21 protein-coding genes and 1 other RNA gene are annotated in these 24,211 nt (G+C 64.4%); 19 read left to right on the forward strand and 3 right to left on the reverse strand.

Translation table 11 applies throughout. The features are described 5' to 3' along the window. The first annotated feature begins 28 nt into the window (after positions 1-28). From ACE3PP_RS15905 to ACE3PP_RS15920, 4 genes are all read left to right on the forward strand, one after another. Positions 29-895, forward strand: coding sequence for a hypothetical protein (locus ACE3PP_RS15905; RefSeq protein ID WP_374384036.1), 867 nt, complete (start codon positions 29-31; stop codon positions 893-895). 87 nt (positions 896-982) lie between these two features. After that, positions 983-1,957, forward strand: a complete 975-nt coding sequence (locus ACE3PP_RS15910) for a phosphoribosylaminoimidazolesuccinocarboxamide synthase (RefSeq protein ID WP_374384038.1) — start codon at positions 983-985, stop codon at positions 1,955-1,957. 34 nt (positions 1,958-1,991) lie between these two features. Continuing rightward, positions 1,992-2,426, forward strand: an RNA gene (gene rnpB / locus ACE3PP_RS15915) — RNase P RNA component class A. 54 nt (positions 2,427-2,480) lie between these two features. After that, positions 2,481-3,290, forward strand: a complete 810-nt coding sequence (locus tag ACE3PP_RS15920; protein ID WP_374384040.1) for a hypothetical protein — start codon at positions 2,481-2,483, stop codon at positions 3,288-3,290. Between the two features lie 36 nt (positions 3,291-3,326). On the opposite strand, the gene ACE3PP_RS15925 is transcribed toward ACE3PP_RS15920, so the two are convergent. The 3 genes from ACE3PP_RS15925 to ACE3PP_RS15935 all read right to left on the reverse strand — a co-directional run bounded on the left by ACE3PP_RS15925 (position 3,327) and on the right by ACE3PP_RS15935 (position 6,415). Continuing rightward, the gene (locus ACE3PP_RS15925) at positions 3,327-4,628 is read right to left on the reverse strand and encodes an HlyD family secretion protein (RefSeq protein WP_374384042.1); all 1,302 of its coding nucleotides are present in this window, start codon (positions 4,626-4,628) and stop codon (positions 3,327-3,329) included. Beyond that, positions 4,628-4,999 (reverse strand): DUF3302 domain-containing protein, encoded by a 372-nt coding sequence (locus ACE3PP_RS15930; RefSeq protein ID WP_374384044.1) that lies wholly within the window; start codon positions 4,997-4,999, stop codon positions 4,628-4,630. The genes ACE3PP_RS15925 and ACE3PP_RS15930 overlap by 1 nt, the downstream gene beginning before the upstream one ends. Positions 5,000-5,443: 444 nt before the next feature. Next, positions 5,444-6,415 (reverse strand): tetratricopeptide repeat protein, encoded by a 972-nt coding sequence (locus ACE3PP_RS15935; RefSeq protein ID WP_374384046.1) that lies wholly within the window; start codon positions 6,413-6,415, stop codon positions 5,444-5,446. A 586-nt stretch (positions 6,416-7,001) separates the two neighbouring features. Between ACE3PP_RS15935 and ACE3PP_RS15940 the strand changes: the two genes are divergently transcribed. The 15 genes from ACE3PP_RS15940 to ftsA are packed head-to-tail and all read left to right on the forward strand — an operon-like array spanning position 7,002 to position 24,191. Continuing rightward, positions 7,002-7,460, forward strand: coding sequence for a division/cell wall cluster transcriptional repressor MraZ (locus ACE3PP_RS15940; RefSeq protein ID WP_374384049.1), 459 nt, complete (start codon positions 7,002-7,004; stop codon positions 7,458-7,460). Then, positions 7,457-8,404: a 16S rRNA (cytosine(1402)-N(4))-methyltransferase RsmH gene (rsmH, locus tag ACE3PP_RS15945; RefSeq protein WP_374384051.1), complete on the forward strand. Its 948-nt coding sequence runs from the start codon at positions 7,457-7,459 to the stop codon at positions 8,402-8,404. Before ACE3PP_RS15940 ends, rsmH begins: the two co-directional genes overlap by 4 nt. After that, the gene (locus ACE3PP_RS15950; protein WP_374384053.1) at positions 8,401-8,976 is read left to right on the forward strand and encodes a hypothetical protein; all 576 of its coding nucleotides are present in this window, start codon (positions 8,401-8,403) and stop codon (positions 8,974-8,976) included. Before rsmH ends, ACE3PP_RS15950 begins: the two co-directional genes overlap by 4 nt. Continuing rightward, positions 8,973-10,925, forward strand: a complete 1,953-nt coding sequence (locus ACE3PP_RS15955; protein ID WP_374384055.1) for a peptidoglycan D,D-transpeptidase FtsI family protein — start codon at positions 8,973-8,975, stop codon at positions 10,923-10,925. Before ACE3PP_RS15950 ends, ACE3PP_RS15955 begins: the two co-directional genes overlap by 4 nt. Continuing rightward, entirely contained in the window at positions 10,912-12,399 is a 1,488-nt protein-coding gene (locus ACE3PP_RS15960; protein ID WP_374384057.1) for a UDP-N-acetylmuramoyl-L-alanyl-D-glutamate--2,6-diaminopimelate ligase, read from the forward strand. The genes ACE3PP_RS15955 and ACE3PP_RS15960 overlap by 14 nt, the downstream gene beginning before the upstream one ends. Beyond that, positions 12,396-13,829 (forward strand): UDP-N-acetylmuramoylalanyl-D-glutamyl-2,6-diaminopimelate--D-alanyl-D-alanine ligase, encoded by a 1,434-nt coding sequence (locus tag ACE3PP_RS15965; RefSeq protein WP_374384059.1) that lies wholly within the window; start codon positions 12,396-12,398, stop codon positions 13,827-13,829. The genes ACE3PP_RS15960 and ACE3PP_RS15965 overlap by 4 nt, the downstream gene beginning before the upstream one ends. A 29-nt stretch (positions 13,830-13,858) precedes the next feature. Beyond that, positions 13,859-14,947: a phospho-N-acetylmuramoyl-pentapeptide-transferase gene (gene mraY / locus ACE3PP_RS15970; RefSeq protein WP_374384063.1), complete on the forward strand. Its 1,089-nt coding sequence runs from the start codon at positions 13,859-13,861 to the stop codon at positions 14,945-14,947. A 7-nt stretch (positions 14,948-14,954) separates the two neighbouring features. Then, positions 14,955-16,352, forward strand: coding sequence for a UDP-N-acetylmuramoyl-L-alanine--D-glutamate ligase (gene murD, locus ACE3PP_RS15975; protein ID WP_374384065.1), 1,398 nt, complete (start codon positions 14,955-14,957; stop codon positions 16,350-16,352). Then, the gene (gene ftsW, locus ACE3PP_RS15980; RefSeq protein WP_374384066.1) at positions 16,349-17,473 is read left to right on the forward strand and encodes a putative lipid II flippase FtsW; all 1,125 of its coding nucleotides are present in this window, start codon (positions 16,349-16,351) and stop codon (positions 17,471-17,473) included. Before murD ends, ftsW begins: the two co-directional genes overlap by 4 nt. After that, complete coding sequence (gene murG / locus ACE3PP_RS15985) at positions 17,470-18,612, forward strand: undecaprenyldiphospho-muramoylpentapeptide beta-N-acetylglucosaminyltransferase (RefSeq protein WP_374384068.1); 1,143 nt, start codon at positions 17,470-17,472, stop codon at positions 18,610-18,612. Before ftsW ends, murG begins: the two co-directional genes overlap by 4 nt. Further along, complete coding sequence (murC, locus tag ACE3PP_RS15990; protein ID WP_374384070.1) at positions 18,612-20,036, forward strand: UDP-N-acetylmuramate--L-alanine ligase; 1,425 nt, start codon at positions 18,612-18,614, stop codon at positions 20,034-20,036. The genes murG and murC overlap by 1 nt, the downstream gene beginning before the upstream one ends. A gap of 11 nt (positions 20,037-20,047) precedes the next feature. Further along, complete coding sequence (gene murB / locus ACE3PP_RS15995) at positions 20,048-20,992, forward strand: UDP-N-acetylmuramate dehydrogenase (protein WP_374384072.1); 945 nt, start codon at positions 20,048-20,050, stop codon at positions 20,990-20,992. Between the two features lie 17 nt (positions 20,993-21,009). After that, positions 21,010-21,933 (forward strand): D-alanine--D-alanine ligase, encoded by a 924-nt coding sequence (locus tag ACE3PP_RS16000; RefSeq protein WP_374384074.1) that lies wholly within the window; start codon positions 21,010-21,012, stop codon positions 21,931-21,933. Then, positions 21,921-22,916, forward strand: coding sequence for a cell division protein FtsQ/DivIB (locus tag ACE3PP_RS16005; RefSeq protein ID WP_374384076.1), 996 nt, complete (start codon positions 21,921-21,923; stop codon positions 22,914-22,916). Before ACE3PP_RS16000 ends, ACE3PP_RS16005 begins: the two co-directional genes overlap by 13 nt. Before the next feature lie 18 nt (positions 22,917-22,934). Further along, a complete protein-coding gene (ftsA, locus tag ACE3PP_RS16010; protein WP_374384097.1) occupies positions 22,935-24,191 on the forward strand; it encodes a cell division protein FtsA in 1,257 nt (418 codons plus the stop codon). The last annotated feature ends 20 nt before the right edge of the window (positions 24,192-24,211 follow it).

Below are 24,211 nucleotides of genomic sequence, written 5' to 3' on the forward strand. Positions count from 1 at the left end.
CTCATCTTCATACGCACAGGGGACATCCATGCGTCATTTCCTTGCCACGACCTTGGCGGCGATCAGCCTGCCGTTCGGTGCCGGCCTCGCTCATGCCGATCCGGTGCCCGAAGGAACTGTGAAGGCGCTCAATTTCACCATCACGGTGAAGGAGCAGACCAAGTCGCAATGGGCGAGCACCGCCATCGCGCGCGTGCTCAAGGCGCAATGCCAGATGGTGGCTGGACCCGCCGTGCAGGTGAGCTGGAGCGGCATGACCGCCGAGCAGGAGGCGTCCACCGCCCAGGCCCAGGCCAATGCCCAGGCCTTCCAGCAGAATTACGCGCCCTCCGACCAGATGATGGCCAACATGCAGGCGATCATGGATCAGTGCGGCGATGACGAGGCCTGCATGACGGCTGCCGCCATGAAGCTGTCGCAGACGCCCGAAATTCAGGCGATGGCCGCCAAGCAGCAGCAGGCCAAGGCCGATGCGGCCGGCCTCACCCCCAACCTCGGGCCCGCGCGCTATCAGATGTGGACCTCGCAGAGCTGCAGCGGATCGCTTGCCGTCAATGACAGCTACTTCACCAGCGATCCGGGCGGCGAGGGCGGCTATGGCGCCTATCAGGACACGACGACGGCGCAGGGCGAGCAGCCGATCGACCCGCAGCTTCTCCACCTGTCGGCGCAGACGGACTCGGTCGGCGGGACCACCAGCTACCGGATCGCGGCACCGGTCTCGGCGACCTTCGCCACCGTGAGTTCGAAGGACGGTCCGGGCAGCCGCAAGATCGGTCTCCTCGCCAGTACGGCGCTGCCCCAGGAGCTGGGGCCCTTGAAGGGCATTTTAGGGGGCAAAACGGGGCCGATTCAGGGCGATTCCGGTAGCATTTCGGTGTCGTTTTCTGAATAAAAAACGTCGCAAACAGCATCATTGCATTTTGCCGCGGGGGCCTGCACAAGTGGGTTGAACAAGCCCCACCGGACCCCCGCGGACAAGATGACAGCATTGCCAATCGACCCGGCGCAGATCCTCGCCGACGCGACCATTCCCGAACTCCCCAACCATTATCGCGGCAAGGTCCGGGACAATTACGATTTGCCCGACGGGCGCCGCATCATCATCGCCAGCGACCGCCTCTCGGCCTTCGACCGCATCCTCGCCAGCATTCCGATGAAGGGGCAGGTGCTGACGCAGACCGCGCGCTATTGGTTCGAAGCGACAAGCGATATCTGCCCCAATCATGTGCTGGAATACCCGGACCCCAATGTGGTGATCGGCCGGCGCGTGACCATTCTGCCGGTCGAGATCGTGGTGCGCGGCTATCTCGCCGGGACCACGGGGACATCGATTCTGACGCAGTACAAGAAGGGTGTCCGCACCATGTACGGCGTCACTTTCCCCGATGGCATGCGGGATAATGAGAAGCTGCCCCACCCCATCATCACGCCGACGTCGAAGGCCGAAATCGGCGCCCATGACGAGCCGCTGACACCGGACGAGATCGTCGCGAAGAAGCTGCTCTCGGCCGAACAATGGGCGACGCTTTCGAAATACGCCCTCGCCCTCTTCGCGCGGGGGCAGGAGATGGCGGCGAAGAACGGCCTCATCCTGGTCGATACGAAATACGAATTCGGTGTCGACGGCGCGGGCAAGATCATCCTCGCCGACGAAATCCACACGCCCGACAGCAGCCGCTATTGGGTGGCGGCGAGCTATCCCGCGCGCTTCGAGAAGGGCGAGAAGCCGGAGAGCTTCGACAAGGATTTCGTGCGCAACTGGGTCGCGGCGCGCTGCGATCCCTATAAGGATGACATCCCGGAAATCCCGGCGGAACTCATCCTGGAAACGTCGGCTGTCTATATCCGCGCCTATGAGATGATCACCGGGCGCACGTTCGAACGGCCGAAGGCGCATGAGAATGTGCTCGACCGCGTGCGGCGGAATCTGCAGCCCTACTTCGGCAAGGCTTGACGCGAGGGCGTTAAAGGCCTACGTCCAGCCCCAGCCAGATGGCCGGATGGCCGCTCTTGTTCCAGCAATGGAATGGGGGAGGAAAGTCCGGGCTCCACGGAAAAACGGTGCCGGATAACGTCCGGCGGGTGTCAAGCCTAGGGACAGTGCCACAGAAAGCAAACCGCCATCCGCATTGCGGGCGGCAAGGGTGAAACGGTGCGGTAAGAGCGCACCGCGCGACCGGCAACGGAAGCGGCACGGCAAACCCCACCGGGAGCAAGACCAGATAGGAGGACGCGTCCGAGGCAACTCGGGCAGGTGCTTTTCCGCACCGATCCTCGGGTAGGTCGCGTGAGGCGTCCGGTGACGGGCGTCCCAGATGAATGGCCATCCAGGGGGCCGAACGCGCGTGAGTGATGGTGGCAACACCATATCGTGCGCGGCTGCGGGCCCCGGACAGAACCCGGCTTACAGGCCGTCTGGCGCTATTTCCAGCTTCTGCTATCATCGGTAGCAGTCGCTGCAACCAGGTATATTTTTGATGTGGGTGTTTTCTCGGGCGCTCATCGGCGCCGCCGTTCTGGCCGTTGCCCTCTATTTCATCCCTCAGACCAATCATCTTTTCAGCAAGAACACGGATCGGCTGCTCGATCTCTTCGACGGCCGGCCGGTCGAGACGGTGTTCTTCCTGGGCAATAGCCGGACCTACTCCAACGACTTGCCCTATCTGGTGCGCAAGATGGCGGATTCCGCCGGCGCCCCCGTCCGCTACGAGATGAGCATCGCGGCCTGGGGCGGCGCGTCGCTCGATGCCCTGGCCGCGAACGCCGATGTACAGCAAGCGCTGACGCGGCATTGGGACCATGTCTTCTTGCAGGGCGAAAGTCGCGCCCATCTTGATGACACGTCGCGGCACCAATTCCAGGTCGGCGGCGCCAAACTGTTGGCGGCGGCCAATGCGCAGCATTCGCCGGCCGCCCTGATCGTCAACTGGGCCTACAGCACGGATTTCTTCGCCGGCCTCGGTGGAACCAGTTACGATCCATCTCAGTTGCGCGGGCTCTATCTGACCAGTGTCCAGCTGGATCACCGGCGCCTGTCGGAATCCACGGGCGCCAAGCTCGTCAACACCTGCTTGGCCTGGGAGGCGGCGCTGCGCCGCGATCCGCAGCTGCAGCTTTACAAGGACGGCAATCATCCAAGTCTTGCCGGCAGCTATCTCGCAGCACTGACGGTCTATGCCTTCCTGTCGCATCAGGATGTCGGCAAGGTCACCTATGTACCGCGCGGCCTCGATGACGCGACGGCTCAGACGCTGATCGAGATCGTCCGCAGCCAGCAATCCCTGTGAAGAGGGCCGGTCCCCATCAATCGATGGGGGCCGGGCTTATGGCAGGAAGATGTAGTTCTCCCAGCTCTTGATGCGCAGGATGATCTTGCGTGCAAAGCCGACGGCATGAAGGTTGTCGGTATAGACGGCAACCAGGGCCTGGGCACCGCCGGGCAAGCCAAGGGCTTCGACATCGGGTCCATAATCGAACAGCACGGGAATCCGGCCCGGTGCCGCGGCCGGCGTGGTGGTGCGCAGCGCACCGCTCGCCGATGCTTGCCCATCGGCGATCACGGGCAGCACGTTGCGCACCGTGGCCTTGAAGATCTTGCCGGGATAGGCCTTGAAAGCCAGCTCCGCCTCCAGCCCCGGTTTGAACTCAGCGATGACATTCTGCGGAAAGCTCGCCACGAGTTGCGGCTTGGCATCGTGAATGAAGACCATCACCGGTGCGATGGGCAGGGTCGAGGCCATCTGGCCGGGGCGCAAGGTGAGTTGCGTCACATAGCCATCGCCCGGCGCCCGGGCCGTCGTCTCACTCAGTTCCCAACGCTTGAGGTTGAGTTCCGCCACCACCTGCTGGATATCCGGATTGCTGCCATTGCTTTCCGCCTGCAAGGCGATGCGGATTTCCTTTTCCTGCGCTTCGGCCTGGCGCAGCTTTTCACGGGCGGATTGCAGCTTGTCGCCGCCGCCCTTGATCGCTTCTTCCGCCTGGGCGATGGCGGCAGCGGCCTGGCGCTGCTCCGCCTCAAGACGTTCGACCTGCTCCGTCGCCTGATCGAATTTTTGCCGCGGCACCGTTCCCTTGGCGACCAGTTCCTTGTAGCGATCGAAATCCTTGCGCGCGAACGACAATTGCGCCGCCACCTGTCCCGCCGCCGCTTGCGCCTGTTCCAATTGCCGCCGGGCCTGCCGGTCGAATTCGGATTCGGATGCGAGAATCTCGGACCGGGCTTGAGCGCTGGCCGCTTCGGCCGCCGCCAGCCGCTGTTCCAACTGGCCGAGATCGGCATTGGCGGCAGCGAGCTTTGCTTCCAGGCGTGCCACTTCATATTGATAGGGTTCGGGATCGATTTGGAAGAGAACGTCGCCTTCACGCAAGAGAACGTTGGGGCGCACCGGCACGTCGATGACACGCCCGGCCACCGACGGGACAATGGGTGTCGTCACGGTGTAGAGCCGACCATCGGCACTCGCCGGGTGATATTTGAACATCATCAATCCCAGGAACGCCAGGAAGGCCACGCCGATCATGATCGCGGTGGAGACCGTGTAGCTGTTCACCGGAATGAGGCGGAATTTCTTGAACACCAGCCAGCAGAGGAAGCCATAGGTGCCGACGATGAGCTCGATCATTATTCAAGCTCCGTCTTCGCGTCGGCGCCCAGCGCGGCGAGCGCGGCCAGTTCCGCCATCATCAAGCGGGCGGCGGCAAGCTCGGCCTGCAGAACGTCGATCTGCTCCTGCAGCTTCTGTTCCCGTTCCTCATCGATGCCGATGCTGACCGCCACGGGCTTCGGCTTCATCACGGCCCACAGAAAGACCAGCGGCCACAGGGCGTGGACAGTGAAGACGCTGAGCCAGCACGCCACATGAATGGCATCCGTCTGCGGATGATGGCGCTTCTTGGCGATCTGGTAGGGAATGTCGTGGATATAGATGAAGGTGTAGAAGATCAGCGTCAGGCCAATAAGGCCGATGGCCAGGGCCACATATTCCAATGTCATGCACGAAATTCCTTCGTCTGATGCCACCGGCTGCAGCGGAGCGCCGGTGCCAATACTCTCAGCTGCGTCGTGGCGGCAGCACGCAGAGAAACATCGCCGGGTCCGCGCGCAACCGGTTTCGGCAAGGATGCGATGAGGTTGTTACGAGCTGCAGAGAATGCTCGGCCGCTGCCATCGGCTGATGGCAGTGGATTGGCTTGCGGCCAATTGCTTTGATACGCCACTGCCAGCCATCCCCTGAAAGCTGCCCTTGCGCATGGCAAGTGTATCAGGGCGTTTGGGCTTGTCGAACGCGATTTTCGGAAACAGTGAAGCCGCGATCAGTTCGAGCGCTGGTGACAATATTCCTTGTGCGTTTGGCCTGAAGAACATCGCTGCATGGACGCGAGGCGGGCGAAGGCATCCGAGCGCAGCTGCTTCGCACTGCGATAGTTTCAGCCGGATTCATTTCGGCACAACACCGGCGGAGACAGCTTCGCGCAGGAGACGGGCCTGCGGGTGGCCGAGGGAGTCGGCGCGGTCGAGATAGGCGAGTGCCGCGTCGACATTCGCTTCCATTCCATGACCGCGCACGGCCATGACACCCAGCATGAAGGCAGCTTCTGCGTAACCGGCATCCGCGGCTCGGTTGAGCCAGCGCCTTGCTTCGACCGGATCTGGCTTCACGCCCTTGCCGGCATAATAAGAGAGGCCGACATTGAAGATCGCCTCAGTCAGGCCGCCATCGGCCGCGTGGCGGAAAGCCTCGAGCGCCTTGGCAAAGTCGACGGGGTAGGAGCGGCCTGCATTGAGATCGGCGCCGAGTTCGAAGGCCTCGGTCGGTGAGAGATTGGGCAGGTCGCGCAAGACCTGCTCGGCCGCACTGCCGGGCTCGCCATTCTGCGTGTTGAGATAGGCCTGCTGCCATTGAAAGCCGCGATACTTGCCTTCGCCGACCACATCCCAGCCAACCTCATGGATGAGCCGGTCGAGAATGTCGGCGGCCTCATCGTCCCGGAGGTTGGGGTCCTGCCGGGGATCGCGGCCGCAGAGGTCGAGCCATTTCGATCCTTCGATAAGGTCGGGGGCAACGCCGCCGCGTCCCTCGGCCAGGATCTTGCCCGCCTTGCATTGCGCCTCGGTGTCGCCCTGGTCAGCGCGGGAGAGGAGCAGCGGCAAGGCGTCGGCGAATTTGCCCGCATCGTAGAGGCGCAGGGCCTCGTCGCTATCGGGAGATGCGCCGGCAGTGGGCAACGGCGCCGGTTCCGCCTCTTCGCCCGCGAGATCCTGCGGCCGGTCCACCCACACGAACCAGATGCCAACGAGGATGAGGAGGGCGAGGGCCAACTTGCCCCAGGTGGCGACCAATGCGTTCTTGCGGGCCTCAGCGCGCCGCGTGGCGTCCTGCCGCTTCAACCCATCGCGCCAGCGGTCCATTTAGGGCATCCTTTCGATCGATTTTCCTGCCGGAGCTTCGCGATTTTGATCGACCCGGTCGATCATGCGGCGCTGCATTCTTTGCGTATATCATATGGCAGTCAATATTACTATTACGAGCAATTCAGCCAAAAATCCGACGCGTGGGGGCGGTGAACCTGGATCCCGGTGCGATGGCGCTTGCCTGAATCTTTTCACGCACTTATCACCCTGTCGCCTCCCCAACATTACAGAACAAATGGGAACATTTAACAAACAAAAAGAGTTTCGAGGTGAAGTCCCTGATAAGACTCGTTAACTTTGCTTATCAGGGGTGTCCGCCAAGTCATTGTTAATATTCAGATCAGGATTTTAAGAAACTGGGGAAAATCGGAAAAATCCAATATTTTCCATAGCTTTACAGCTCGTTCCCATTGACGCCCATACCATCCCATGATATCCCATTAGCACTAGGAGATTTCCCATCTCCGTGCGGCAAAGCCGTGCGTCGGGTGGGGGATCGGGCGGCAGTGGCTCGGGCGGCAGTGGGTCGGGCGGTTGGCCGGCCGCACGCGCGAAATTGGCCTAAAGGGGTTCAGGGCGTCCGATGGCGTTGTTCATCGACACATTCGTCAACCGGATCGACAAGAAGGGGCGGGTATCCGTCCCGGCGACGTTCCGTGCTGCCCTCACTGGCCAGAATTTCAACGGCATCGTTGCCTTGCCGGGCTTCCGCTACGACGCGCTGCAATGCGCGGGCATCGACTGGATGCAGAAGCTCGTGGAGAAGATGGGCAGCGTCGATCTTTTCTCCGACGCCCATGACGATCTTTCCATCACCCTGTTCTCGGAAGCCAAGCAATTGGGCTTTGACGGCGAGGGGCGCATCGTGCTGCCCGAAAGCCTCATAGTCCATGCCAAGCTGACCGAGGAAGCGGCCTTTGTCGGCCGTGGCGAGATTTTCGAGATCTGGCAGCCGGCGGCGCTCGAAGCGCATCGGGCCGAGGCTAGGCGCCGCGCGCTCGAGAAGGGCATGACACTGAAGAATGGCGGCGGTGCGCAATGACGGGCCCGCGCCACAAGCCGGTGCTGCTGGCCGAAGTGGTCGCAGCGCTTGGTGCTGACAATTTGGGTCCGCAGGACGGCGCCATCTATGTCGATGGCACGTTCGGCGCCGGCGGTTATTCGCGCGCAATCCTTGAGGCCGCCAATTGCACCGTCTTTGCGATCGACCGCGATCCCAATGCGATTGCCGGGTCGGCCGAGCTGGTCAAGGAATTCGCCGGGCGCCTCCATGTGATCCAGGGCCGCTTCGGCGATATGGTCGAGCTCCTCAAGGCGCGCGGTATCACGGCGGTCAATGGCGTGACGCTCGATCTCGGCGTTTCCTCGATGCAGCTCGACGAGGCCGAGCGCGGATTCTCGTTCCGCTTCGACGGTCCCTTGGACATGCGCATGGAGCAGGCGGGCGAAAGTGCCGCCGACATCGTCAATTCGATGGCTGAGCGGCCGCTCGCCGATCTCATCTTCACCTTCGGCGAAGAGAAGAAGGCGCGCCGGGTGGCCAAGGCCATCGTCACCGCGCGGGCGCTGGCGCCCATCACCACGACGGCGCAGCTCGCCGAAATCGTGCGCCGTGCCGTGGGGCCGAGCGGCCCCGACCGGATCGATCCGGCGACGCGGACCTTTCAGGCGCTGCGCATCGCCGTCAATGACGAAATGGGTGAGATCGACCGTGGCCTCGCTGCCGCCGAAGCCATGCTGGCGCCGGGCGGGCGCATGGCGATCGTCTCGTTCCATTCGCTGGAAGATCGCCGCGTGAAGCATTTCATGCGCGAGCGCGCCGGGCGTAACCCGAAGGGCTCGCGCCATCTCCCTGACATTGCCGAGACGCAGGCGACCTTGCATCTCGTCTCGCCGCAGGGCATTGCGCCGAGCGACGCTGAGACCACCGTCAATCCGCGCGCGCGTTCGGCGCGGCTGCGTGTTGCCGAAAAGGTGGCCGCATGATCCGCATCGGCACCATCGTCTGGTTTGTCGTTCTGGCTTTGCTCGGCGTCGGCCTGTTCCAGGTCAAATATGCCGTGCAGGCCAAAGAGCGCGAACTCAAGAAGGTCAACCGCCAGATCGCGGCCGACCGCGAGGCGATGCGCGTCCTTGAAGCGGAATGGTCCTACCTCAACGATCCGGTGCGTCTGGCCGACCTCACGCGCCGCCACACCGACCTGACGCCGGTCATGGCGAGCCAGATCGCCACTTTCGACGCCCTGCCGCCGCGCCCGGCCGCTGAGCCGGATGCCGTGCCGGCTTTGCCGCCGCTGGCGTCGGCACCGCAGGGTGAAGAGGCGATCGTCGCGACGCACGTGGCGGCCAAGATCGAAACGGCCAAGAAGCCGGCGGCGCCGGCCAACGATCCCGTCTTCACCACCTCGTCCGCGCCGGCTGCCAAGCCCGCGGCGGCCGAAGAAGACGATGCCGAGATCCGCGCCATTTTGCAGGACATGCAATCCTCGCAAGGCGGCGCCGACGTGCAGCCGGGCACCGGCAAGACCGAGCCCGCCAACGAAACGGGTGCCGAATGATCCGGCGCCTGCGCAACAGCAACCCATCGCAGCCGAGCTTCAAGGCGCAGCGCGCGCAGCCGGTGATCAACCCGATCGCCTTGCAGCCGGAGCCCGATGGCGTGCAGCGCCGGGCGCTGGAAGTCAGCCACAACCGGCTGATGCTGGGCCTCGGTCTTTTCACCGTCGCCTTCGTCGTCATCGCGGCGCGCCTCGCCATGGTAACCTTGATGCCGGGCGAGCATGACACGATGCGCGTCGCCGTGGCCCAGAGTGCCGACCGTGCCGACATCCTCGACCGCAACGGTGTGGTGCTCGCGACCTCGCTCACCACCGCCTCGCTCTATGCCAATCCCCATCAGATCCGCGATGCCGACGGGATCGCGGCGCAGCTGGTCGATATTCTGCCGGACATGCCGCTGGCCTCGACGGCGGCGAAGCTTGCCTCCGACAAGAGCTTCATCTGGCTGAAGCGGAATCTGACGCCGAAGCAGCAGCAGGCGGTCAACCGCCTGGGCATTCCCGGCCTCTATTTCCAGTACGAGACCAAGCGCGTCTATCCGCAGGGCAATCTCACCGCCCATGTGGTCGGGTTCTCGGATGTCGATTCTCGCGGTCTTGCCGGCGTCGAGCGTTCGTTCGACGACGTGCTGGCCGGTGGTCAGCGACCGCTGCAGCTTTCGATCGATGTGCGCATCCAGCACATCCTGCATGAAGAGATCAACCGCGCCATGGCCGACTTCACCGCCATCGGCGGTGCCGGCATGGTGATGGATATCCAGACCGGCGAGGTGCTGGCGCTGGTGTCGCTGCCCGATTTCGACCCGGCCCGTCCCGGCGAGGCCACCGCCGATGCGCGCTTCAACCGTGCCACACTCGGTACCTACGAGATGGGCTCGACCTTCAAGCTGTTCAACACGGCGATCGGGCTCGATTCCGGCACCACGACCTTGGCCGGCGGCTTCGATGCGACGCATGCGATCAAGATCGGCCGTTTCTCGATCGACGACTATCACGGCAAGCATCGCTGGCTGAGCATCCCCGAGATCTTCACCTATTCCTCCAACATCGGTTCGGCGAAGCTTGCCGACGCGTTCGGCGCCGAGGTGCAGAAGACCTATCTGCAGCGCCTGGGCCTTCTTGCGAAATCGCCGATCGAGCTCGCCGAAGTGGGCGAACCGCAATATCCGAAGAACTGGAAGCGCATCAACACCATGACCATTTCCTATGGTCACGGCGTGTCGGTGGCGCCGATCCAGGTCCTGCCCGCCGTGGCCGCCGTCGCCAATGGCGGCATCCTGCGCGCGCCCACCTTGCTCAAGCGCGCTTCGGGCGAAGTGGATACCGGCAAGCGCGTCCTTTCCGAGCAGACCTCGGCCCAGATGCGCCAGCTGATGCGTCTGGTCGTTCAGGTCGGCACCGGCAAGAAGGCCAACGCACCGGGCTATCTGGTGGGCGGCAAGACCGGGACCGCCGACAAGCAGGAAGGCAAGGGCTATAACGAGAATGCCCGCATGGCCGCCTTCGTCGCCGCTTTTCCCATGAGCGCGCCGCGCTATGCGGTGGTGGTGATGATCGACGAGCCGAAGCCCAACGCCCATTCCTATGGCTATGCGACAGCTGGCTGGGTGGCGGCGCCGGTCGTCGGCGCTCTGGTGCAACGCATGGCGCCTTTGATGGGCATTCCGCCTATTCCGGACGATTCACCGCTGGCCCAGAATCCGCTGGTGGCGATGGTCGCCGATTATGATTCCGCCGCCTCAAAAAAGGCGAATTCAAAGGTCATTCAAGCTGCCGCGCCGGCCGCGAAAGCGCCGTCGCCCGAATCGGATGATGACGATGCGCCCCTGGTCTTCCAGGCAAAGCCCTTCGGCGCCACCCCCGTTTCGGCCAAGAGCAACGATGCGACGACTCCCGCAGCGCCGGAGGCGCCGCTGCAGTCCGGAGGAATGCCCCTTGCTGTTGAATGATCTCATCGGCGGCTTTGCCCGCCTGGTTTCGGCTGGAAGCGACGCCAGTGGAAGCGACGCGGGTCTCCGCATCAGCGGATTGGCGCTGGATTCGCGCGCCGTGAAGCCGGGTTCTCTTTTTGCGGCCCTTGCCGGTGCCAAGGTCGACGGGGCGAGCTTCGTCCCCGCCGCTGTCGCCGCTGGTGCGGTCGCCGTGCTGGTGGAGACCGGGCAGAAGCCCAATGTCCCCGCCCATGTCGCCATCGTCGAAGCCGACCAGCCGCGCCTGGCGCTCGCCAAGATCGCGGCGCGCTTCTATGCCCGCCAGCCCAAGATCATCGCCGCCGTCACCGGCACCAGCGGCAAGACCTCGACCACGGTCTTTGCGCGCCAGCTCTGGTCGCTGCTGGGGCATCGCGCGGCGAGCCTCGGGACCATCGGCCTCATCGGGCCCGATATCCATATCGATGAATCGCTGACGACGCCGGATCCGCTGCACCTTCATCAGCTGCTGGCGGATTTGGCCGACAAGAATATCGACCATCTCGCCATGGAAGCCTCCAGCCACGGGCTCGACCAGTTCCGGCTGGACGGTGTCGAGGTGACGGCGGCGGCCTTCACCAACCTGACGCGCGACCATCTCGATTATCATCTGACGATGGAAGCCTATCTCGCGGCGAAGCTGCGCCTCTTCGGCGAATTGCTGCCGGCGGGTGGTGCCGCCATCATCAATGCCGATATCCCCGAGAGCGCCAAGATCCTCGCCGTCGCCAAGGCGCGGCATCAGCGCATCATCACCTTCGGCCGCCAGTCGGGCGACCTCCGCATCCTGAAGCAGCAGCCGCTCGCCACGGGCCAGCAATTGTCGCTCTCCGTCTTCGGCGAGCGCTATGACGTGACCTTCTCCGTGGCCGGCATCTTCCAGGCGGAGAATCTGCTGGCGGCCCTGGGCCTCGTCATCGGCGAGGGCGAGGAGCCGCGCATGGCGCTGCGCATGATCGACCGGCTGACCGGCGTTCATGGCCGCATCGAGCGCGTGGCGACGACGCCATCGGGTGCCGCCGTCTATGTCGATTACGCCCACAAGCCGGCGGGTCTCGAAGCCGTGCTCGGCACCTTGCGCCCGCACACCACAGGCCGCCTCGTTACCGTGTTCGGCTGCGGCGGCGACCGCGACAAGGGCAAGCGCCCTGAAATGGGTGCGCTCGCCGTGCGGCTTGCCGACCGGACCTATGTGACCGACGACAATCCGCGCTCGGAAGACCCGGCGCAGATCCGCGCCGAGATCCTGGCGGCGGCACCCGGTGCGATCGAGATCGGTGATCGCGCCGCCGCGATCCGCGCAGCCATGCAGGAATTGAAAAGCGGCGACGTGCTGGTGATTGCCGGCAAGGGGCATGAGACCTACCAGATCGTCGGCGACAAGAAGTTCGATTTCGACGACAGCGAAGTGGCGCGGCAATGCGCCGCCGAACTGGCGCGGGGTGTGGCATGAGCGCCGTGCTCTGGACAGCGCAGGAAGTGGCGGCGGCCGTCAACGGCAAGGCGCTGGGTGCCTTCAGCGCGACCGGCGTTTCCATCGACACGCGCAAGATCGCCAAGGGCGATCTCTTCGTGGCGCTGCAGGGGCCCAATTTCGACGGCCATGATTATATCGCGGCGGCCTTGGCGGCGGGTGCCGCGGGCGTGCTGGCGCATCGCCTGCCCGATGGCATGGCGGCAAACGCGCCGATCGTGCTTGTCGCCGACACGCTCACGGGCCTGCAAGATCTGGGTCGCGCCGCGCGCAACCGGTCGGGTGCGAAGTTCGTCGCGGTGACAGGCTCGGTCGGCAAGACCTCGACCAAGGAAGCGCTCAAAGTGGCGCTCGGCGCGCAAGGCAAGGTCTTCGCCTCGGAAGGCAATCTCAACAATCATTGGGGTGCGCCGCTGTCGCTCGCCCGCATGCCGCGCGACACCGAGATCGGCATCTTCGAGCTCGGCATGAACCACGCCGACGAGATCCGGCCCTTGGCGAAGATGGTGCGCCCGCACGCCGCCATCATCACCACGGTCGAGGCGGTGCATATCGAATTCTTCGAATCCGTCGCCGGCATTGCCGACGCGAAGGCCGAGATCCTGGAAGGGCTCGAGCCCGGCGGGACCGCGATCCTGCCGCGCGACAACGAGTATTTCGCCCGCATGGCGGCGCGCGCGGTGGCGCTTGGCGTCAAACATGTCGTGGGCTTTGGCGCCGCTCCCGAGAGCGACGTGCGCCTCATCACCTGCGCGACCTCGCCGGCCGGCAATGCGGTCGAGGCCGATCTTTTCGGCGCCCGCATCAGCTTCCATACCGGGCTGGCCGGCCGCCACCAGGCGATCAACGCGCTCTCGGTCCTCGCCGCCGTGCAGGCGCTGGGCTGCAATGTCGCGAAGGCAGCCGCGGCCCTGGGTGAGGCGAAGGCGCTCAAAGGACGCGGCTATCGCGAGGAAATCCGGATTGCCGGCGGCAGCTTCACGCTGATCGACGAATCCTACAATGCGAGCCCGGCCGCTATGCGCGCCGCCTTCTCGGTGATGGCGGGTCTGCCGATCGAGAAGGGTGGCCGCCGCATCGCCATTCTCGGCGACATGCGCGAACTGGGTCGCGAAGGACCGGCGCTCCACGAGGGCCTGCGTGACGATCTCGTCGCCGCCGGAATCGACGTGGCCTATCTGGTCGGACCGCTGATGGGTGAGCTTTTCGCCTTGCTGCCGGAGAAGATCCGCGGCGCGCACACACTGGATTCGGCCGCCATGGCCGCCGTGGCGCCACGCGCCATCCGGGCAGGCGACATCGTACTGGTCAAAGGATCGCTGGGAACGCGCATGGCGCCGATCGTCGAGGCGATCCGCGATCTCGATTTGAACACCGCCGCGCGCCCGAAAGCCGCGAACGGGCACTGACATATCGCAAGGGGGAGTGAAGGGGAGGCATGCTTTACAATCTGCTCGCACCGTTGGCCGAGGACCTCAGCGTCTTCAACCTGTTCCGGTATCTGACGTTCCGGAGCGGCGGCGCGATCCTGTTCGCCTTCTTCCTGACCCTCGTCATCGGCCCGGGCATGATCCGCTGGCTGAAGAAATTGCAGCGCGACGGCCAGCCGATCCGCAGCGACGGGCCGGAAAGCCATCTCCTCACCAAAAAGGGCACGCCCACCATGGGCGGCCTGATGTTCCTGCTGTCGGCCAGCATCACCACGCTGCTGTGGGCGGATCTTTCCAACATCTATGTCTGGGTCGTCCTGTTCGTCACCATCGGCTATGGCTCGATCGGTTTCGCCGACGATTTCCTGAAGCTCACCAAGCGCAACACGAAGGGTCTCAATGGCCGTTTCAAGCTGGTCGGCCAGGCGCTCATCGGCGGCATCGCCACGGTGGTGGTGATGGCGCATCAGCCGGCGGCCCTCTCGAGCAGCGTCGCACTCCCCTTCTTCAAGGACGTGCTGGTGCCGCTCGGCTTCGGCTTCATCGTCTTCGGCGCGCTCGTCATGATGGGTGCCTCGAACGCGGTCAATTTGACCGACGGACTCGACGGGTTGGCGACGGTGCCGGTGATGATCGCCGCCGCCTGCTTCGCCTTCATCGCCTATCTGGTCGGCAACCAGATCTTTGCCGAATATCTGCAGGTGCATTTCGTCCCCGGTGCCGGCGAACTGGCCGTCTTCTGCGGGGCTTTGTGCGGAGCGGGGCTTGGGTTCCTGTGGTTCAACGCGCCGCCCGCCATGGTGTTCATGGGCGACACCGGCTCGCTCTCGATGGGTGGTGCGCTTGGCGCCATCAGCGTCATCACCAAGCATGAGCTGGTGCTGGCCATCATCGGTGGCTTGTTCGTGCTGGAGACCGTCTCGGTCATCGTGCAGGTGATGAGCTTCAAGCTGACCGGCAAGCGCGTCTTCCGCATGGCGCCGCTCCATCACCATTACGAAAAGAAGGGCCTTGCCGAGCCCACCATTGTTATCCGCTTCTGGATCGTGGCCGCCGTGCTGGCGCTCATCGGTCTTGCCACCTTGAAACTGCGCTGACGGGAAGATGAGCGAGCTCAGCCTCCATATCCCTGGAATTGCCGGCGGCACCTTCGCGGTGCTGGGTCTCGGCCGTTCCGGTGCGGCGACGGCGGAGACGCTCATTCGCTCAGGCGCCCGCGTTCTTGCCTGGGACGATTCCGAGACGGCGCGCGCGGCTGTTCCGGCCGACATCCTGTTCGATCTCAAGAACGCCGATTGGGACAATATCGCCGCCCTGGTGATGAGCCCCGGTATTCCACTGACCCATCCGACCCCGCATCCGGTGGCTGCTGCGGCGAAGGCGGCGGGCAAGCCCATCATCAGCGACATCGAGCTTCTTGCCATGTCGCAGCCCGGCGCACGCTATGTGGCGATCACCGGCACCAACGGCAAATCCACGACGACGACCCTCATTGCCCATGTGCTGAAGCAGGCAGGGAAGCGCGTCGAAGTGGGCGGCAATCTGGGGCAGGCGGCGCTCTCGCTGTTGCCCGTGGGACCGGACGGCATCTATGTGCTGGAGCTGTCCTCTTATCAGCTCGATATCACGCCGACGCCGATCGCCGATGTGGCGCTGCTCCTCAACATCACGCCCGACCATCTCGACCGTCATGGTGGGATGGAGGGCTATATCGCCGCCAAGGAACTGATCCTGCGCGCCAAGGGCAAGACGAGCCTCGGCATCGTCGGCGTCGATGACGCGCCTTGCCGCCAGCTTTTCGCGAAGCTCAAGGGCGGCGACCGGCGCCTCATCCCGATTTCGGTTGAGACGGCAGCTCAGGGCGGCGCCTATGTCGACAAGAACGGTATCCTTTTCGACGCGATCCGTGGCGCGCCCGAGAAGATCATCGATCTGAAGTCGATTGCGCGCCTGCCGGGCAAACATAATTGGCAGAATGCGGTCGCAGCCTATGTGACGGCAAAGGCACTGGGCCTTTCGGCGGCCGAGATCGTCGCTGGGTTCGAGAGCTATCCGGGCCTTGCGCACCGGCAGGAACTGGTCGCGACGCTGGGTGGCGTGCGCTATGTGAATGACAGCAAGGCGACCAATGCCGATGCCGCCGAAAAGGCGCTTGCCTGCTATGACAACATCTATTGGATCATCGGCGGCAAGCCGAAAGAGGGCGGCCTGGCCGGGCTCGAATCCTATTACGGCCGCATCCGCCACGGTTTCCTGATCGGCGAAGCGGCCGCCGCCTTCGCCAAGCAGATCAACCGCGCCTTCCCGGTCTCGATGAGTGGCACGCTCGACAAGGCCGTCGCCGACGCCCACGCGCTGGCACAGCGCGAGAAGAAGCCGGGGGCGGTGGTGCTGCTGTCGCCGGCCTGTGCCTCGTTCGACCAATATCCGAACTTCGAAATCCGTGGCAACCGCTTCCGGGCGCTGGTCGAGGAGATTGCGCAGAAGGGAGGCAAGGCATGAGAGGCTTTGCCCGCACCGACCGGTCGATGGTGGCGCAATGGTGGTGGACGGTCGACCGCTGGATGCTGGCGGCGGTGATCGCGCTCGCCTTCATCGGTGCGATCCTGGTCCTGGCGGCGAGCCCCGCCGTCGCCACGCGCATCGGCATGGACAGTTTCGCACTGGTGCGGCGCCACTATGCGATGCTGCCCTTGGCCATCGCGACCGTGATCTTCGTCTCCATGCTGTCGGCAAAGCAGGTGCGGCGCCTCGGCGTCATCCTGTTCTTCGTCTTCTTCGCGCTGACGGCACTGACCCTCTTCGTCGGCGTCGAGATCAAGGGCGCCACGCGCTGGATTTCAGTGGGTCCGCTGTCGCTGCAGCCCTCGGAATTCCTGAAGCCTTGCTTTGCGATCTTTGCCGCCTGGATGTTCTCGCTGCAGAAAACGAGCGCCAATGTTCCCGGCAACATCATCGCCATCATCGCTTATCTGGCGACCATCGCGCTGCTGCTGAAGCAGCCGGATCTCGGCATGACGGCCGTCGTCACGGCGACCTGGGCGGCGCAATTCTTCATCGCCGGCCTGCCCATCTTCTGGGTGCTGCTGCTGGTGGGCCTGGGTGCCGCCGGCCTCGTCGCCGCCTATTTCACGCTGCCGCACGTGACCGAGCGCGTCGACCAGTTCTTCAACCCGGAAAGTGGCGACACCTACCAGATCGACCGCGCGCTGGAGGCGTTCCAGAATGGCGGCCTTTACGGCAAGGGCCCGGGCGAAGGCTCGGTTAAGCTGGTGCTGCCCGATGCCCATGCCGATTTCGTCTTCGCGGTCGCGGGCGAGGAGTTCGGCCTCATCGTCTGCCTGATCCTGGTCGCTCTCTTCGCCTTCATCGTGCTGCGCGCCCTGTCGCGGCTCCTTGGCGAGCACAATCATTTCATCATCCTGGCCTCGACCGGCCTCGTCACCTCGTTCGGCCTGCAGGCGATCGTCAACATGGCGTCGACCCTGCACCTGATGCCGACCAAGGGTATGACCCTGCCGTTCATTTCCTATGGCGGTTCGTCGATCATCGCCATCGGCCTCGGTGTCGGCATGCTGCTGGCCCTGACGCGCCGGCGCTTCCCGGGGAGTGTCGAGCCATGATCGCAAACGATAACCGCGTGCAGATCGTGCTGGCAGCCGGCGGAACCGGCGGCCATATGTTCCCGGCTGAAGCCCTGGCCGGCGAGCTGCTGCGCCGTGGCTGCCGCGTCGATCTCATCACTGACGAGCGGGGCCAGGGGTTCGGCAACCGCCTGCCGGACGTGGCCGTCCATCACGTCGCCTCGGGCGGCGTTGCCGGCAAGGGACTGGTGCCGAAGGTCAAGAATCTGGCGCGCCTGGCGCTCGGCTATTTCCAGTGCCGCAAGCTGATCCGCAATCTGGACCCAGCTGTGACGGTGGGTTTCGGCGGTTATCCGTCCGTGCCGCCGTTGCTCGCCGCCCAGCAGCGCGAGAGCCGTACCGTGCTCCATGAGCAGAACGCTGTGGCGGGCCGCGCCAACCGTTTCCTGATGAAGCGGGCGAGCAAGGTCGCGTTGAGCTTCGACAAGGTGCGCTTCTTCGACGAGCTTACCGGCGACAAGAAAGCGATCACCGGCAACCCGGTGCGACCGGCGATCTCGGCACTTGCCGAGAAACCCTACCGGGCGCCGCGCGGCAACGAACCCGTCAACCTGCTCATTTTCGGCGGCAGCCTGGGGGCGCGGTCTTTCTCGCGGCACATCCCGGCCGGTGTCGCCCTCATCTCACCGGAACTGCGCGGCCGTTTGAAGATCGTGCAGCAATGCCGGGCCGAGGACCTTGCCGATGTCGCCGCCGCCTATAAGGCGACGGGGCTTGAGGTCGAGCTCAAATCCTTCTTCGACGACATGCCGCAGCGGCTTGAGGCGGCGCATCTCATCGTGTCCCGCTCCGGCGCCTCGACGGTGACGGAACTGACCGCGGCCGGCCGGCCTTCGCTGATGATCCCGCTGCCCAACTCCATCGACGATCATCAATTGGCCAATGCCCGCGCGCTTGAAGGTCCCGGTGCCGGCTGGGTGCTGACCGAAAGCGCCATGTCGCCGGCCTCGATCGCCGAGCGCCTGACCACCATTCTCAGCCATCCCGACCGGCTGGAACTCGCCGCCGCCGCCGCCAAGAAGCTCGGCCGGCGCGATGCCGCCGAACGTCTTGCCGACCTGGTGATGAGCCTTGTCCCGGCGAGCCGCAAACCCATTCTGCAGACGGAGCCAGCGTAATGCGCGCCCTTCCACTCGACATCGGCGTGATCCATTTCGTCGGCATCGGCGGCATCGGCATGAGCGGCATCGCCGAGATTCTGCACAACCTCGGCTACAAGGTGCGCGGTTCGGACATCGCCGACAGTTACAACACCAAGCGCCTGAAGGACAAAGGCATCCCGGTCGAGATCGGCCACCGCGCCGAGAATCTGGCCGATGCCGCGGTCGTCGTCATTTCATCGGCGGTGAAGCCCGACAATCCGGAAGTGGTGGCCGCCCGCGCCAAATGGCTGCCCGTGGTGCGCCGCGCCGAGATGCTGGGCGAGCTGATGCGCCTCAAATGGTCGGTCGCCGTCGGCGGCACCCACGGCAAGACCACCACCACCTCGCTGGTGGCGGCGCTGCTCGAGGCTGGCGGGTTCGACCCCACTGTGATCAACGGCGGCATCATCAACAATTACGGCACCAACGCTCGATTGGGCGCCGGCGACTGGATGGTGGTTGAAGCGGATGAAAGCGACGGCACTTTCGTGAAGCTGCCGGCGACGATCGCCATCGTCACCAACATGGATCCGGAGCATCTCGACCATTACGGCTCGGTCGATGCGATGAACCGGGCCTATGAGGAATTCGTCAAGAACATCCCGTTCTATGGCTTCGCCGCCCTTTGCATCGACCATCCGGTGGTGCAGGCGATGATCCCGCGCCTTGCCGACCGGCGCATCATCACCTATGGATTCTCGCCCCAGGCCGATATACGTGCCGTCGATATCGAAATGTCACCCAGCGGTTCGACCTACACGGTCGTCATCAGTGACCGCATGCGCGAGACCGAGCGGCTGATCAAGGGCGTGCAATTGCCGATGGTCGGGCAGCACAATGTGCAGAACAGCCTCGCTGCCATCGCCGTCGCCAACGAAATGGGTGTCGAGGACGACACGATCCGCAAGGGCTTTTCCGGTTTCGGCGGGGTCAAGCGGCGCTTCACCCGCACGGGCGAGGTTGCCGGCGTCACGGTGATCGACGATTACGGCCATCACCCGGTGGAAATCGCGGCGGTGCTGAAAGCTGCGCGCCAGGCGACGCAGGGGTCGGGCGGCAAGGTCATCGCCGTCATGCAGCCGCACCGCTATTCGCGCCTCGGCAATTTGTTCGAAGATTTCTGCACCTGCTTCAACGATGCCGACCACGTCATCATCGCCGACGTCTATGCGGCGGGCGAAGCGCCGATCGACGGCGTCAGCGGTCCGGCGCTGGTCCAGGGCCTGCGCGATCGTGGCCATCGGCACGTCGAACACCTCGCGGACCCCAAGGATCTGGCCGGCATGGTGGCACCGCTGGCGCAGAAGGGCGATCTCGTCGTCTGTCTGGGGGCCGGCACGATCACGGCCTGGGCGCATGCGCTGCCGGCCGAACTCAAGCCCTTGCTCGAGGGCAAATGATGAGGCCGGCCATGTCGCGACAGAAATCGCTTCTGGAAAGATTGCCCGCGGTGCGCGGTCGCCTCAGCGAAGGCGCGAGCCTCGCCAAGGTGACCTGGTTCCGTGTCGGCGGTCCGGCCGAAGTGCTTTTCAAGCCGGCGGACGTGGCTGATTTGCAGTCCTTCCTCGCCGGCTGTCCGGAAGACGTGCCGGTGACGGTGCTGGGCGTCGGTTCCAACTTGCTGGTGCGGGACGGCGGCATTCCCGGTGTCGTCATACGACTGGGCCGCGCCTTTGCCGAAATCCGCACCGAGGGGACGCATGTCTTTGCCGGTGCCGCGGCGCTCGACCTCAACGTGGCGCTTGCCGCGCGCGCGGCCGGCATTTCGGATCTCGAATTTCTTTCCGGCATCCCCGGCACGATCGGCGGCGCCTGCCGCATGAATGCCGGTGCCTATGGCAGCGAGCTTGCGGCCGTGTTCGCGAGCGCCACGGCGATCGACCGCAAGGGTGCGATGCATCGCCTGTCGAAGGACGATATGGGCTTCACCTATCGCCACAGCGATGTCCCGGCCGACTGGATCTTCTGCGGCGCCGAGCTCATCGGGTCGGCCGGCGATCCGGTGCAGATTCAGCAGCGCCTCAACGAGATTCAGGCGGCGCGCGAAGAGAGCCAGCCGGTGCGCGCCCGGACCGGCGGCAGCACCTTCGTCAACCCGGCGGGTCACAAGGCCTGGCAACTGGTCGATCAGGCGGGTTGCCGGGGCCTCACTTTGGGTGGGGCAATGGTGTCGGAGAAGCATTGCAACTTCCTCATCAACACGGGGAATGCGACGGCGGCCGAGATCGAGGCGCTGGGCGAAATGGTGCGCAAGCGCGTCAAGGAACAGAGCGGGGTCGAACTCGCCTGGGAAATCAAGCGGATCGGTGTTCCGGCCAATTCGCCCCTGGCGATCGCCGCAAAGTCTGAAGCGTGAATGGAGTTTTGAAGAGTATGAAGCGCGTAACGGTCCTGTTGGGTGGTTTGTCGGCAGAGCGCGAGGTGTCTCTCGCCTCCGGGACCAACTGTGTCGAGGCTCTGAAAGAGGCCGGCTACACAGTCTCGACCGTCGATGCCGGCAAGGATTTGGTTGATGTGATCACCGAGCTGCGCGCGCAGAAGCCGGACGTCGTCTTCAACGCCCTGCATGGCCGCTATGGCGAGGACGGGAATATCCAGGGTGTCCTCAATCTGCTGAAGATTCCCTACACGCATTCCGGCCTGATGGCCTCGTCGCTGGCGATGGACAAGAACATGGCCAAGCGTCTGTTCGTCTCCGCGGGCCTGCGGGTTCCCGACGGCAAATTGCTGACCCGGGCCGAAGTCCTTAAGGGCGATCCGCTGCCGCGTCCCTATGTGGTGAAGCCCTTCAATGAGGGGTCGAGCGTCGGCGTGTCGATTATCCGCCCCGGCGACAATGCAAAGCCATTCGACGGCATCGACTGGCCGTTCGGCGACCTGGTGCTGGCCGAACGCTTCATTCCGGGCCGCGAACTGACCTGCGGCGTCATGGGCGACAAGCCGATGGCGGTCACCGAATTGCGGCCGCATTCCGGCTTCTACGACTATGCCAACAAGTATACCGGCGGTCGCACCGACCACCTCATCCCGGCGCCGCTCCCGGCGGATGTCTATGCCGAGGTGCAGCGCATGGCGGTAGCGGCCCATCAGGTCCTCGGGTGCCGCGGCGTGTCGCGCTCCGACTTCCGCTATGACGATACCGGCAAAGGTGGCAAGGACGAGATCTATCTGCTTGAAACCAACACGCAGCCCGGCATGACGGAATTGAGCCTGGTGCCCGAAATGGCGCGCCATGCCGAGATTTCCTATCCGCAGCTGGTGTCCTGGATGGTGGAGCATGCCCGATGCGACGCGTAAGCGCGCATAAAGGGGCGGCCGCGGCCGCCTTGCCATTGGGTGGCGGCGTGCTGAAGAGGCGCACCGTCAGCCCGACGCAGCGTGTGCCTGTGCGCAAGCGGCCGAAATCGGCGCTGGAGCGGTATTTGATCGTGGCTGGTGCCGTCATCGGCATTGGCGCATCGGTCGGCGGCGGCGGCTATTGGGCCTTCTCCAGCGGCTGGATGGGCTATCTCACCGCCGTTGTCGAGACCCGTTTCGTCTCGGCCAGTGCTGCCGCGGGTTATGCGCTGTCGACGCTTGAGGTCGAAGGCCGCAAGGAAACGCCCAAGGAAGACATTGTGCTGGCGCTCGGCGCCATGAAGGGCGACCCGATCCTCGATATCGATCTCGAGGCAGCGCGTCAGCGCATCGTCGATCTCCCTTGGGTGACGTCGGCCGTGGTCGAGCGCCGGATGCCGGGCACGTTGCGTGTCGTCGTGACCGAGGCCGAGCCGATGGCGCTGTGGCAGCGCCAGGGCGCTTTTTATCTGGTGAGCCAGACCGGCGACGTCCTCGCCGTCAAGGATGTCGCCCGTTTCGGCAAGCTACCCGTGCTGGTGGGCGATGCCGCCCCGCAGAAGGCCGAGGATCTTTTTGCCATGCTGGCGCTGGAACCGGCGCTTAAAAGCCGCGTCACCGCGGCTGTCTTCGTCGGCAACCGGCGCTGGAACCTGCGTCTCGACAACGGCGTCGACGTGAAGCTGCCGGAAGAGAATGCCGCAGCCGCCTGGCAGAATTTCGCGGTGCTGGAGCGCCAGCACCATCTGCTCGACAAGGATGTCAGCATCATCGACCTCCGCCAGGCCGACAAGCTGGTGCTGCGCCAGGCGCACCCGGCCGTGGTCGGAGAGGAAGACGGCAAGAACAAGAAGACCGACAAGGCCGCCCCGGCGGAGAAGCCGGTCTTGACGCCGGCGGCGACGCCGGTTTCGGCCCCGGCCGCGAAGAACAACGCGACCTGAGGCGGAAGGCAAAGGATGATGAAGAAGCCACGCATCGCACCCAAGAACGGATTGATCGCCGCCATCGACGTCGGCAGCAGCAAGATCTGCTGCTTCATCGCCCGCGTCGCCGATGACGGCCGTCCGAATGTGGTGGGGATCGGGCATCAGGTGTCGCGCGGCGTCCGCGCCGGGACGATCGTCGACATGGAACAGGCGGAAATGGCGATCCTTTCCACCGTCCACGCCGCCGAACAGATGGCCGGCGAGACGATCCAGGAAGTGGTCCTCAACCTCTCGGGCGGTTATCCCGCCTCGCAGACGGTTGGGGTCGAAGTGCCGCTGTCGGGCCGGGAAGTGGCCGAACACGACCTCGAACGCGTGCTGATGCACGGCAGCCAGATCAACGGCAATGCCGAGCGGCGCCTCATCCATTCCATTCCCGTCGGCTATTCGATCGACGGGTCGAAGGGCATCCGCGACCCGCGCGGCATGTTCGGCGAGCGGCTCGGCGTCGACATGCATGTGATCACGGCAGCGGCCGGTGCGGTGCGCAACCTCACCAATTGCGTTGCGAAATGTCACCTCGATATCAAGGCGCTGGTGGTATCGCCTTTCGCCTCGGGTCTTTCGACCCTGGTGGATGACGAAATGGATCTGGGTGTCACGGTGATCGACATGGGAGCAGGGACGACGTCGCTCGCCGTCTTCTTCGACGGCCATGTCGTCTATACCGATTCCGTCCCCATCGGTGGCGGTCACGTGACCAACGATATCGCCCGTGGACTCTCGACGCCGCTCACCCATGCCGAGCGGATGAAGACGCTCTATGGCAACTGCTTGGCCACCCCGGCTGACGAGCGTGAAATAATTCAGGTCCCGCAGGTCGGTGAAGAAGAAAACGGCTTGATGAATGCGATTCCGCGTTCGATTCTCATCGGAATCATTCAACCGCGACTCGAAGAGACGTTCGAATTGGTGCGCTCGCGACTGGAAAGTTCGGGTTTCGACAAAGTCGCGGGGCGCCGGGTCGTCTTGACCGGTGGCGCCAGCCAATTGTCCGGCGTGCGCGAGCTTTCCGCCCTCGTTCTCGACAAGCAGGTCCGCATGGGTCGGCCTCTGCGCATCCACGGCCTGGCCGATGCGACCAACGGCCCGGCCTTCGCGACGGCATCCGGCCTGCTCTCTTACGCTCTCGAAACCGACGCCGAGGCGCTGTTGCCCGGCAAACCCCGCGAACAGGCGTCATCTGGCCTCATCGGCCGGTTCGGCACCTGGCTCAAAGACAATTTCTGACCATGCGTAGCGAATAAGCG

Origin of the sequence: Dongia sp. (assembly GCF_041910485.1) — a bacterium.
Classification (GTDB): domain Bacteria; phylum Pseudomonadota; class Alphaproteobacteria; order Dongiales; family Dongiaceae; genus Dongia.

What these genes read in the sequence shown, in the direction of transcription:
- ACE3PP_RS16000 (WP_374384074.1), top strand. Translation starts at nt 21,010, where the DNA reads ATGAAGCGCGTAACGGTCCTGTTGGGTGGTTTGTCGGCAGAGCGCGAG.
- ftsW (WP_374384066.1), top strand. Translation starts at nt 16,349, where the DNA reads ATGAGAGGCTTTGCCCGCACCGACCGGTCGATGGTGGCGCAATGGTGG.
- ACE3PP_RS15920 (WP_374384040.1), top strand. Translation starts at nt 2,481, where the DNA reads ATGTGGGTGTTTTCTCGGGCGCTCATCGGCGCCGCCGTTCTGGCCGTT.
- murC (WP_374384070.1), top strand. Translation starts at nt 18,612, where the DNA reads ATGCGCGCCCTTCCACTCGACATCGGCGTGATCCATTTCGTCGGCATC.
- rsmH (WP_374384051.1), top strand. Translation starts at nt 7,457, where the DNA reads ATGACGGGCCCGCGCCACAAGCCGGTGCTGCTGGCCGAAGTGGTCGCA.
- ACE3PP_RS16005 (WP_374384076.1), top strand. Translation starts at nt 21,921, where the DNA reads ATGCGACGCGTAAGCGCGCATAAAGGGGCGGCCGCGGCCGCCTTGCCA.
- ACE3PP_RS15925 (WP_374384042.1), bottom strand. Translation starts at nt 4,628, where the DNA reads ATGATCGAGCTCATCGTCGGCACCTATGGCTTCCTCTGCTGGCTGGTG.
- ACE3PP_RS15910 (WP_374384038.1), top strand. Translation starts at nt 983, where the DNA reads ATGACAGCATTGCCAATCGACCCGGCGCAGATCCTCGCCGACGCGACC.
- ftsA (WP_374384097.1), top strand. Translation starts at nt 22,935, where the DNA reads ATGAAGAAGCCACGCATCGCACCCAAGAACGGATTGATCGCCGCCATC.
- mraY (WP_374384063.1), top strand. Translation starts at nt 13,859, where the DNA reads ATGCTTTACAATCTGCTCGCACCGTTGGCCGAGGACCTCAGCGTCTTC.
- ACE3PP_RS15905 (WP_374384036.1), top strand. Translation starts at nt 29, where the DNA reads ATGCGTCATTTCCTTGCCACGACCTTGGCGGCGATCAGCCTGCCGTTC.
- ACE3PP_RS15955 (WP_374384055.1), top strand. Translation starts at nt 8,973, where the DNA reads ATGATCCGGCGCCTGCGCAACAGCAACCCATCGCAGCCGAGCTTCAAG.
- ACE3PP_RS15930 (WP_374384044.1), bottom strand. Translation starts at nt 4,999, where the DNA reads ATGACATTGGAATATGTGGCCCTGGCCATCGGCCTTATTGGCCTGACG.
- ACE3PP_RS15940 (WP_374384049.1), top strand. Translation starts at nt 7,002, where the DNA reads ATGGCGTTGTTCATCGACACATTCGTCAACCGGATCGACAAGAAGGGG.
- murD (WP_374384065.1), top strand. Translation starts at nt 14,955, where the DNA reads ATGAGCGAGCTCAGCCTCCATATCCCTGGAATTGCCGGCGGCACCTTC.
- ACE3PP_RS15935 (WP_374384046.1), bottom strand. Translation starts at nt 6,415, where the DNA reads ATGGACCGCTGGCGCGATGGGTTGAAGCGGCAGGACGCCACGCGGCGC.
- ACE3PP_RS15965 (WP_374384059.1), top strand. Translation starts at nt 12,396, where the DNA reads ATGAGCGCCGTGCTCTGGACAGCGCAGGAAGTGGCGGCGGCCGTCAAC.
- ACE3PP_RS15950 (WP_374384053.1), top strand. Translation starts at nt 8,401, where the DNA reads ATGATCCGCATCGGCACCATCGTCTGGTTTGTCGTTCTGGCTTTGCTC.
- murG (WP_374384068.1), top strand. Translation starts at nt 17,470, where the DNA reads ATGATCGCAAACGATAACCGCGTGCAGATCGTGCTGGCAGCCGGCGGA.
- murB (WP_374384072.1), top strand. Translation starts at nt 20,048, where the DNA reads ATGTCGCGACAGAAATCGCTTCTGGAAAGATTGCCCGCGGTGCGCGGT.